At 67.5% G+C, this 10,520-nt stretch carries 7 protein-coding genes and 1 tRNA gene; 4 read left to right on the top strand and 4 right to left on the bottom strand.

The genetic code is table 11. The features are described from left to right. The coding region (gene mfd, locus RMP08_RS07260; protein WP_310468327.1) for a transcription-repair coupling factor at positions 1 to 2,352 on the top strand (2,352 nt) is incomplete at its 5' end. On the opposite strand, the gene RMP08_RS07255 is transcribed toward mfd, so the two are convergent. Next, positions 2,349 to 3,146, bottom strand: a complete 798-nt coding sequence (locus RMP08_RS07255; protein ID WP_310468326.1) for an EAL domain-containing protein — start codon at positions 3,144 to 3,146, stop codon at positions 2,349 to 2,351. The two genes, mfd and RMP08_RS07255, sit on opposite strands and share 4 nt — an antisense overlap. A 141-nt stretch (positions 3,147 to 3,287) precedes the next feature. Between RMP08_RS07255 and RMP08_RS07250 the strand changes: the two genes are divergently transcribed. From RMP08_RS07250 to RMP08_RS07240, 3 genes are all read left to right on the top strand, one after another. Continuing rightward, complete coding sequence (locus RMP08_RS07250) at positions 3,288 to 4,079, top strand: NAD kinase (protein WP_310468325.1); 792 nt, start codon at positions 3,288 to 3,290, stop codon at positions 4,077 to 4,079. An 82-nt stretch (positions 4,080 to 4,161) separates the two neighbouring features. Then, positions 4,162 to 4,236 (top strand) — tRNA-Asn (locus tag RMP08_RS07245). A gap of 78 nt (positions 4,237 to 4,314) precedes the next feature. Then, on the top strand, positions 4,315 to 4,758 hold the full coding sequence (locus tag RMP08_RS07240; protein ID WP_310468324.1) for a BLUF domain-containing protein: 444 nt from the start codon (positions 4,315 to 4,317) through the stop codon (positions 4,756 to 4,758). 5 nt (positions 4,759 to 4,763) lie between these two features. Here RMP08_RS07240 and RMP08_RS07235 read toward each other — a convergent pair whose 3' ends face one another. The 3 genes from RMP08_RS07235 to RMP08_RS07225 all read right to left on the bottom strand — a co-directional run. Then, the gene (locus tag RMP08_RS07235) at positions 4,764 to 5,597 is read right to left on the bottom strand and encodes an alpha/beta hydrolase (RefSeq protein WP_310468323.1); all 834 of its coding nucleotides are present in this window, start codon (positions 5,595 to 5,597) and stop codon (positions 4,764 to 4,766) included. A gap of 53 nt (positions 5,598 to 5,650) precedes the next feature. Beyond that, positions 5,651 to 8,764, bottom strand: coding sequence for a bifunctional proline dehydrogenase/L-glutamate gamma-semialdehyde dehydrogenase PutA (gene putA, locus RMP08_RS07230; RefSeq protein ID WP_310468322.1), 3,114 nt, complete (start codon positions 8,762 to 8,764; stop codon positions 5,651 to 5,653). A 14-nt stretch (positions 8,765 to 8,778) separates the two neighbouring features. Continuing rightward, on the bottom strand, positions 8,779 to 10,520 hold a 1,742-nt coding region (locus RMP08_RS07225), incomplete at its 5' end, for an SEC-C metal-binding domain-containing protein (RefSeq protein WP_310468321.1).

The following is a 10,520-nucleotide window of genomic DNA, read 5'->3' as shown; positions in this document are numbered from 1 at the left end:
GTCTACGAAGCGGTCGCCAAGCACGTCGCCAGGCTCAAGAGGGACGGCCGCAAGGTCGTCCTGGCGAGCTACTCGAAAGGCTCGCGCGAACGGCTCCAGGGCCTGCTCGAGGATCATGGACTAAAAGCGCTGAGCCTCGCCGACAGCTGGCAGGCGGCGCTCAGCGCGCGGGCCGGCGCGGCGCTGCTCGTGCTCCCGCTCGACCACGGCTTCACCGCGCCCGATGTCGCCGTGCTGACCGAGCAGGACATGCTCGGCGACCGGCTGGTGCGGCGGCGCAAGAAGCGCAAGGGCGCCGCGGCGTTCTTGTCCGAGCTGGCGACCCTCACCCCGGGCGACCTGGTGGTCCACGCCGACCATGGCATTGGGCGCTATGAAGGGCTGACCCAGATCATGGTCGGCAAGGCGCCGCACGATTGCGTGGCGCTCGAATATAACGGCGGCAACCGGCTGTTCGTGCCGGTCGAGAACATCGAATTGCTGACCCGCTACGGCAGCGACAGCGACGGCGTCACGCTCGACCGCTTGGGCGGCGAGGCGTGGCAGCGGCGCAAGAGCCGGATGAAGGAGCGCATCCGCGAGATCGCCGGTGAACTGATTAAGACCGCCGCGGTGCGGGCCACCCGCCCCGGCTTCGTCGCCGCCGCCGACAGCGCCTTCCCCCAATTCGTCGACCGCTTCCCCTACGAGGAAACCGACGACCAGGAGCGCGCGATCGCCGACGTGCTGGCCGACCTCGAGGGCGGCAAGCCGATGGACCGGCTGGTGTGCGGCGATGTCGGCTTCGGCAAGACCGAGGTGGCGATGCGCGCCGCGTTCGTGATGGCGATGGCGGGCAAGCAGGTCGCGCTGATCGCGCCGACCACTCTGCTCGCGCGCCAGCATCACGCCAATTTCATCGAGCGGCTGCAGGGCTTTCCGATCCATGTCGGCCGGCTGTCGCGGCTGGTCCCCGCTGCCGAAGCCAAGAAGGTCAAGGAAGGCCTCGCCAGCGGCCAGATCGACATCGTCATCGGCACGCACGCGCTGCTGGCGAAAGGGCTCGAGTTCAAGCGGCTGGGACTGGTGGTGGTCGACGAGGAGCAGCATTTTGGGGTTGCCCACAAGGAGCGGCTAAAAGCCCTCAAAACCGACGTCCACGTGCTGACGCTCACCGCGACCCCGATCCCGCGCACGCTGCAGATGGCGATGTCGGGCCTGCGCGACCTGTCGGTGATCCAGACCCCGCCGGTCGACCGCCTGGCGGTGCGCAGCTACGTCACCCCGTGGGACCCGGTGGTGGTGCGCGAGGCGCTGCTGCGCGAGCATTACCGCGGCGGCCAGAGCTTCTTCGTCGTCCCCCGCGTCGCCGACCTGCCCGACATGGAGGAATGGCTGCGCGAGGAAGTCCCCGAGGTCACCGCGGTGACCGCCCACGGCCAGATGAGCGCGACCGATGTCGAGGCGCGGATGAGCGCCTTCTACGATCGCAAATATGACGTCTTGCTGTCGACCACGATCATCGAGAGCGGGCTCGACATCCCCAGCGCCAACACCCTCATCGTCCACCGCGCCGACCGCTTCGGCCTGTCTCAACTCTATCAACTACGCGGCCGCGTCGGACGCTCGAAGACCCGCGCCTACGCGTACCTGACCACCCCGCCTGACCGCCAGATCACCGAGACCGCCGAGAAGCGCCTGCAGGTGCTCGCCAACCTCGACAGCCTCGGCGCCGGGTTCCAGCTCGCCAGCCATGACCTCGACATCCGCGGCGCCGGCAATCTGCTCGGCGACGAGCAATCGGGGCACATCAAGGAGGTCGGCTTCGAACTCTACCAGGAGATGCTGGAGGAGGCGATCGTCGAGCAGAAGGCCGGCGGCGAGCCGCGCCGCGACGAATTCACCCCGCAGATCAGCGTCGATGCACCGATCCTCATCCCCGAGGACTATGTCTCCGACCTCGACCTGCGCATGGGCCTGTACCGCCGCATCGGCGACCTCGAGGACCGGGCCGCGGTCGACGAGTTCGCCGCCGAGCTGATCGACCGCTTCGGGCCGCTCCCGCCCGAAACCGCCAATCTGATGCTGATCGTCGAGACCAAACTCAACTGCCGCGCGGCGTCAATCGCCAAGCTCGACGTCGGAGCCAAGGGCGCGGTGGTGACCTTCGTGCCGGCCGGCTTCCGCGACCTCGCCGCGCTGCTTGGCTATGTCGAGCGGCTCAAGGGAACGGCCAAGCTGCGCCCCGATAGCAAGTTGATCGTCGCCCGCGACTGGCCAACCGCCGAAGCGCGGCTCAACGGTGCGCTGCAGGTCTCGCGGGGGCTGGCGCGCGTGGCCGAGGCCGGCGCCAAGGCGATGGAAGCGGCCTAGGCCGCCGCTTCCGCGGTCGACGCACGCACGAACCGCGCCAGTGCGGGTTCATCGAGTGCACCGGCGCCGAGGAAGCCCTGGTACAGGTCGCATCCCCACTGCGCGAGCAAGGCCAGCTGCGAGGCTGTCTCGACCCCTTCGACCAGCACTTTCAAATCGAGATCCCGGGCGAGGCGGATCATGGCGTGGACGACGATCCGGTCGCGCGAGCCGCCGACAATCTGGGCGATCAGGCTGCGGTCGATCTTGAGCATGTCGAGGGGCAGCGAAGTCAGGTAAGCGAGGCTCGCGTAGCCGGTGCCGAAATCGTCGACCGCGATACGGATGCCCGCGGCGCGCAGCCGGGCCAGGCGCCGTACGGCGTCGATGGGCTCGACCAGCACGCTCTCGGTAATCTCGACGGTCAGCCGCAGCGGGTCGAGCCCGGCAGCCTCGACTTCGTCCAGCAGCCATTCGACATAGCCTTCGCGCGCCAAATCCTGCGGGAGCAGGTTGATCGACACGCTGAGCCCGGCGAGCGGGCCATCCCAGGCCGCGGCGGCGCGGATCGCCTTGCGCTGGACCAGCCACGACAAGCGCTCGCTCAGCCCGGCGGCAGCGGCGCGCGCGAACAAATCCTCGGCGGACGATGACCCCTCCCAGCGCGCGAGGGCCTCGGCGCCCGCGACACGGCCACTGGCCGGCTCGATCTGGGGCTGGAACAGGATGGCGATGTCGCCGCGCCCGATGGCGTCCTCGAGGGGACGGTCGGGGGCCGTCGCGGGCGCCGGAACCGGTCGGTCCGACGCCCGCATTCCCCCGCCGGAAAGAAGGTTTGGCCAAAGCATGTTGGAAGTTCGCTAACGCGCCGCCCCGGCGCACGTAACCGGGCACTGTCGCCACGACCCGAAACGGGACAGTGGCGCAGTGCCGCAAAATCCCTATGGTCGCGGGCAATGCCCCAGCGCAGCGACATGACCAGCCTCGGCATTGGCCTGTTATCCTCAACCACCGAGGTGGCCAGCGCCGCCGAGGAACTGCTCCGCCAACGCTACCATTGGGCCGACGTCGACGACGCCAGGTCGCTGGTCGCACTGGGCGGCGACGGGTTCATGCTGCACACCCTCCACGCCATGCTCGAGAGCGGCCACGCCAAGCCGGTGTTCGGGATGAACCGCGGCACCGTCGGCTTCCTCATGAACGAATGGCGGATCGATCAATTGCCCGAGCGGCTGGCGCGGGCCAAGGCAATCCGCGTCGCCCCGCTGGCGATGCGCGCGACGACCGTCTCAGGCGAGATTTTTAGCCACGCCGCGATCAATGAGGTGTCGCTGCTGCGCGAGACTCGCCAAACCGCCAAGATCGAGGTGCTGGTCAATGGCCGGGTGGCGATGCCCGAGCTCGCCTGCGACGGCGTGCTGGTGGCCACTCCGGCGGGGTCGACCGCCTACAATCTCTCGGCGCGCGGACCGATCCTGCCGCTCGCCGCCAAGATGCTCGCGCTGACCCCGATCAGTCCGTTCCGCCCGCGCCGCTGGTCGGGTGCGATCCTCCCCGACGACACCAATGTCTGCTTCCGCGTGCTCGAGCCGGAGAACCGCCCGGTGTCGGCCGTCGCCGACCAGTTTGAAGTGCGCGACGTCGCTTTGGTCGAAGTGTCGCTCGATCGCAGCCGCGAGCTGACGTTGATGTTCGACCCGGAGCATGCCCTCGACGAGCGCATCGCGATGGAGCAGTTCGCAACCTAGCCGCGCAACGCGAATTGCCACGGGCGCCCTTGCCTTTGAGGCACGCTGCGCTATTTAGCCGCCACCCTTCGGCACGAAGTGTTCCCCGGTAGCTCAGCGGTAGAGCGTTCGACTGTTAATCGAATGGTCGCCTGTTCGAATCAGGCCCGGGGAGCCATTCCCTCCGCGCCGGATGTACTTGCAAGTGCACTGCAACCATCTTGCCGCCAAGCCTGCCCGTGAACGGGAGGCCGCCATGTTCCAGATCGCTTATTTCAGCACCGCCGCAACGCAGCAGGAAGCAACCGTCATCCAGCGCATTCTGCTGACCTCGCGAAAGAATAATCTGCGCGACGACATCTCCGGCCTGCTGGTTGCAGGCGGCAACCGCTATCTGCAGGTGATCGAGGGGCCAAGGCGCGAGATGGAGGTGCTGTACGCCATCCGCGCCGACGACCGCCATATCGCGGTCACGACTTTGGTCGAGCGAACAACGCTCAAGCGCTGTTTCGAGGGGTGGACGATGGCCTACCGCCGCGAACCCGCTTTGGGCGAATTCGACAGTTTCCCCGCGGTTTTGCGCCACCTGACCGAGCAGGTCGAGGACGAGCGGCTGCGCGGCCAGATCCGCCAGTTCGCCGCGATCTTCATCGCCGGCCCGGCGTCCGACGGCCGCGACCTGTGGAAATTGGCGAGCTGACCCCGCTAATCGGCTTTGCGCTGGCCGTTTCCAAGAAAGGCGCGCGTTATCCGCAGGAACTCGGCGCTGCGACCGCCATAGATCGGCACATGGTCACCGTTCGGCACGATCCATAATTGCGAGCCGGGGATCGCGGCGTACATCTCGACCGGGATCGCGACCGGGAAGAATTCGTCGCGGTCGCCGTGGACGATCAGCGTGCGCGCCTTGATCGTCGCCAGATAAGGCGGGGTCAGGTTCATGTCCTCGTAGCTGTCTTTGAAGCCGACGAACTGCCGCATCAGCTCCTTCACCTGGCCTTCGCCGCGCGACGCGCATTTCGACAAGCCGTCGGCGATTTCCCTGGGCAGCGGCTGCGTGGCGATCTCGCCCAGCGCCTTGCGCGTCTGGGCGGTGAAATAAGTCGTGGCGCCGATCACAACCATCGCGTCAACCCGCTCGGGATATTTCGTGGCGAGGTGCAGCAGCGTCATTCCGCCCGCGCTGATGCCCATTGCGCGGACGCGGCGGATGCCGAGCGCATCGAGCAATCCGCGGATGTCCTCGGCCGACTGGCGCATGGTGAATTGCCCGCTCGGATTGGTCGACCAGCCGTGACCGCGCAGGTCAACCAGAATGACCCGGTTGGTCTTGGCCAGCTCGTTGGCGAGCGGTCCCCAATCGCCTTCGCCGCAACTGCTGAAGCCGTGGAGCAGGAGCAACGGCTCGCCGGCGCCGCGCTCCTGGTAATGGAGCTGGATGCCGTTGACCGTGAGCAATTTGCCCGGCGCGGCGCTCGACGCCGGCGCGGCTAAACCCAACAGCGCGAGCGCGCAGGCTGCGATAACAAATCGGTTCATGCCGTGCCCCTTTGGCCGCAACATAAGCCGCGCGGGGAACGTGGCAACTGCGCTCAGCCGTCGAGCGCCGCCATCAGGGTTGCGTTGCCGCCGGCTGCCGTCGTGTCGATGCAGGTTACGCGCTCGGTGGCGAAGCGCGCGACATAGTGCGGCCCGCCGGCCTTGGGGCCGGTTCCCGACAGGCCCTCGCCCCCGAACGGCTGGCTTTCGACCACCGCGCCGATCTGATTGCGGTTGACGTAGAAATTGCCGACTTTCGCGCGTTGCTCGACGAATTCGCGCGTGGTGTCGATGCGGCTCTGAAGGCCGAGCGTCAGCCCATAGCCGGTGGCATTGATCGCATCGACGACCCCGGCGAGGCCATCGGCGGGGAACCGCACGACGTGCAGAATCGGCCCGAAATTCTCGCGATTCAAGTCGCTTAGCGCTTTGATCTCATACATCGCGGGAGCAACGAAACTGCCGTGCCTGGCCTCGGGAGGAAGGTCGAGGCGGCAGATGAGTTTGGCGTCACGGTCGAGCTCGGCGATATGGTCGTCGAGCAATTTCTTGGCTGGGTCGTCGATCACTGGGCCGACGTCGGTGACGAGCTCCCGCGGGTCGCCGACGATCAGGGTTTGCATCGCCCCCGCGATCATCGCGATCATCCCGTCGGCGACCTCGTCCTGGACGAACAGCACGCGCAGCGCCGAGCAGCGCTGGCCGGCGCTCTGGAACGCCGACGACATGACGTCGCGCGTGACCTGCTCGGGCAAGGCCGATGAATCGACGATCATCGCATTCTGCCCGCCAGTCTCGGCGATGAACGGAATGATCGGCCCGTCGCGCTCGGCCAGCGTACGGTTGATCATGCGCGCGGTGTCAGTCGAGCCAGTGAAAACGACGCCCGCGAGCAGCGGATGCGTGGTCAGCGTCCCGCCCACCACCTTGCCGCTCCCCGGCGCCAGCTGGACGATGTCTTTCGGAAGACCCGCCCGGTGCATCAGCTCGACCGCCAAAGCGCCGATCAGCGGCGTCTGCCCGGCCGGCTTGGCGATCACCGCATTGCCCGCGGCAAGCGGCGCCGCGATCAGCCCGGTGAAGATCGCCAGCGGGAAATTCCACGGCGAAATGCTCGCGAACACCCCGCGCCCATGCAGCCGAAGCTCGTTTTGCTCGCCGGTCGGACCGGGCAGCGGCATTGGACGGGTGAACTGGCGCCGCGCTTCGGACGCATAAAAGCGCAGGAAATCGACCGCCTCGCGCACCTCGAGCACCGCGTCGACCAGGGTCTTCCCGGCCTCGCGGATGCACAGCGAGAACAACTCTTCGCGATGCGCCTCATAGAGGTCGGCGGCGCGGTCGAGGAGCCGCGCGCGGGCCTCGCCGCCAAGCGCGTCCCACGCGGGCTGCGCGGCGTGGCCGGCCCGGGCCATGCGGTCGACGTCGGCCTCGTTGGCCTCGAACACCGTGCCAACCTCGACCCGCCGGTCATGGGGCGAGGTCACCGCCCGCGCCTTCCCTTTTCCAATTGCCGGCTGCGCGGTCCAGCTGCGGCTTTCCAGCGCCGTCAGCCGCTCGAGCAAAGGTTCGCGCACCAGCGGGTCGGACAAGTCGACCCCCGCGCTGTTGCGGCGCGCCTCGCCGAAGATCAGCCGCGGCAGCGGGATCGCCGGGTTGCGCCTCGGCTTGAGGGCCGCGAGTTCGGCGACCGGATCGCGGACCAATTGGTCGAGCGACACGCCGTCGTCGGCGATGCGGTTGACGAACGACGAATTGGCGCCGTTCTCGAGCAAGCGGCGGACGAGGTAGGCGAGCAATTCCTTGTGGCTGCCGACCGGCGCGTAGATCCGCACCGGGGTCGCCGCATCGCCGATCGCCGCCTCGAGCCTGCCCAATTCCTCATACAGCCCCTCGCCCATGCCATGGAGCCGCTGGAACTCGAACGGCGCGCCCTTGGCCAGCGCCTTGACCGCGCCGATGGTGTTGGCGTTGTGGGTCGCGAAGGCGGGGTAGATTGCGTCGGGCGCGGCGAGCAGCACCTGGGCGCAGGCGAGATAGCTGACATCGGTCGCGACCTTGCGCGTGAACACCGGGTAATCGGGCAGGCCGGCGACCTGGGCCGCCTTGATCTCGGTGTCCCAGTAAGCGCCCTTGACCAGGCGGACCATCAGCTGACGGCGGTGCGTGCGGGCGAGTTCCACGGTCCACTCGCACACCGCCACCGCGCGCTTCTGATAGGCCTGGATGGCGAGCCCGAACCCGCCCCAGCCATTTGCGAACAGGCTGTCATCGGCGGCCAGCGCCTCGATCAGGTCGAGCGACAGCTCGAGCCGGTCGGCTTCCTCGGCGTCAATGGTGAAATGGACGTCCGCGGCGCTGGCCTTGGCGGCGAGCTCGCGCAGGACGGGCAGGATCGCCGCCTTGGCTTCGTCGGCTCGCGCGAATTCGTAACGCGGGTGGAGCGCCGAGAGCTTGACCGAAATCCCCGGCGCGGCCTTGAACCCGCCTGCGGCATCAGCGGCGATGCGGTCGAGCGCGGCGCCGTAAGCGGCGGCGTAACGCGCGGCGTCGGCATGGGTGCGCGCGGCCTCACCGAGCATGTCGAAGCTGTGGCTGAGACCCGCCTCGCGCTCAGGAGCGGCGCGCTTCAACGCCTCGTCGATGGTGCGGCCGAATACGAACTGGCGGCCGAGGATCTTCATCGCTTCGCGCACCGCGGTGCGCACCACCGGCTCGCCGAGGCGGCCGACGGCGCGGCCGAGCACCGCGCGCCAATTGTCCGAGCGGTCGTTGGCTCCTTCGAGCACCTTGCCTGTGAGCAGCAGCGAGAAGGTCGCTGCGTTGACGAACGCCGAGCGCGAATCACCGAGCTTGTCCGCCCAGTCGGGCCCGGCCAGCTTGTCGGCGATCAGCTCGTCGGCGGTGTGCGCGTCGGGAATGCGCAGCAGCGCCTCGGCCAGGCACATCATCGCGATGCCCTCGTCGCTGCCGAGGTCGTAGGCGTGCATGAAGGCGTCGAGCCCCGACGGCTTGTGTGCGCGCACGCCCTTGACCAGCGCCCGCGCCAGCGAACTGGCTTCGCCCTGCGCGGGACCTAGCGCGGCGCGCGTCAGCAGGCCGGCGACATGCTCGTCTTCGTCGGGGCGGTACGCGCGGCGCAGCGCGCTACGGTCGACGGTTTTCACCGCTGCGGCCGCGCTCAGGCCAGCTGGCCGTGGCAATGCTTGTATTTCCGGCCCGAGCCGCACGGGCACAAGGCGTTGCGGCTGAGCGGCGCCTCGATAGCCTCGCCGTCCTCGCCCGCCGGCATCTCCGGCATGGGGAAGCCGAGCGGCGGCAGGTTGGAGAGGATCGCGCCGGTCGCGGCGTCGATGTCGGCGGTGTTGTCGTCGCCCGAGAACGGGTCGATGTGCTGGGTGATGAAGTCGGGCAGCACCGGCAGCGGCTGCTCCTCGAGATTGACCTGGGCGCGCATCAGCACGCGGGTGACATCCTCGCGGATCGCGATCAGCAGCCGCTCGAACAGCAGGAACGCCTCCTGCTTATACTCGTCGATCGGCTTCTTCTGGGCGTAGCTGCGCAAGTGAATCACCGCGCGCAGCGCATCGAGCGTGGCGAGATGCTCCTTCCAGTGGGTGTCGAGGGTCTGCAGCAGGATATTCTTCTCGACCTCGGCCCAGCGCTGGGGTTCGACCTGCGCCTGCTTGTCTTCCATCACCTGGTCGGCAAGGGCCTGCAGCCGCTCGGCGATGATTTCGGGCTCGACGGCCTCCTCTTCCAGCCAGGCGTCGATCGGCGGCGCCATGCCGAACACCAGGTCGACGCTTTCCTTGAGGCCCGCGACGTCCCATTGCTCGGGATAGGTCCCCGCCGGACAATGCACCGCGACAATCGCGGCGACGGTCTCGGCGCGCATGTCGACCACCACGTCATTGATATGGTCGGCGTCCATGATGTCGGCGCGCTGGTCGTAGATCACCTTGCGCTGGTCGTTCATGACGTCGTCGAACTCGACCACCTGCTTGCGGATGTCGTAGTTGCGCGCTTCGACTTTCTTCTGCGCGGTTTCGATCGCCTTTGAGATCCACGGGCTGATGATCGCCTCGCCGTCCTCGAGGTTCTTGTTCATCAGCTTGGCGAACATCGTCTGCGGCCCGAAGATGCGCAGCAGATCGTCGTCCAGGCTTAAATAGAAGCGCGACAGGCCGGGGTCGCCCTGGCGGCCCGAGCGTCCGCGCAGCTGGTTGTCGATGCGCCGGCTCTCGTGACGCTCGGTGCCGAGCACGAACAGTCCGCCGGCGTCCTTGACCAGCTGCTTCTGCTCCGCGACCTCGGCCTTGATCTTGTCGATCGCCTTGTCGCGTTCCGGTCCTTCCGGCAAGTCGGCCAGCTCATCGGCGATGCGGAAATCGACGTTGCCGCCCAGCTGGATGTCGGTGCCGCGGCCGGCCATGTTGGTGGCAATGGTCACCGCGCGCATCGCGCCGGCCTGGGCGACGATATGCGCTTCCTTCTCGTGGAAGCGGGCGTTGAGGACCTCGTGGGTGATGCCCTCCGCGGTGAGGAATTCGGAGAGCATCTCCGACTTCTCGATCGAGACAGTGCCGACGAGGACCGGCTGGCCCTTGTCCTGGCGCGCCTTGATCTCCTTGGCGATCGCCGCGAACTTATCGGTGATGTTCTTGTAGAATTCGTCGTCGTCGTCTTCGCGCAGCACCGGCACATGGGTCGGGATCGACACCACGTTCATCTTGTAGATGTCGTAGAATTCGGGCGCCTCGGTCAGCGCGGTGCCGGTCATGCCGCTGAGCTTGGGGTACATGCGGAAATAGTTCTGAAAGGTGATCGACGCGAGAGTCTGGTTCTCGGGCTCGATCGCCACGCCCTCCTTGGCCTCGACCGCCTGGTGCAGCCCGTCGGACCAGCGCCGCCCGTCCATCA

The sequence above is a fragment of the Sphingomonas sp. genome, from assembly GCF_031426035.1.
Lineage (GTDB): Bacteria > Pseudomonadota > Alphaproteobacteria > Sphingomonadales > Sphingomonadaceae > Sphingomicrobium.
This window is presented reverse-complemented; position numbering and strand designations above follow the sequence as displayed.

Excerpts from the sequence above, each read along its gene's own strand:
- RMP08_RS07235 (WP_310468323.1), bottom strand. The coding sequence starts at position 5,597 with ATGAACCGATTTGTTATCGCAGCCTGCGCGCTCGCGCTGTTGGGTTTA.
- RMP08_RS07250 (WP_310468325.1), top strand. The coding sequence starts at position 3,288 with ATGCCCCAGCGCAGCGACATGACCAGCCTCGGCATTGGCCTGTTATCC.
- RMP08_RS07240 (WP_310468324.1), top strand. The coding sequence starts at position 4,315 with ATGTTCCAGATCGCTTATTTCAGCACCGCCGCAACGCAGCAGGAAGCA.
- RMP08_RS07255 (WP_310468326.1), bottom strand. The coding sequence starts at position 3,146 with ATGCGGGCGTCGGACCGACCGGTTCCGGCGCCCGCGACGGCCCCCGAC.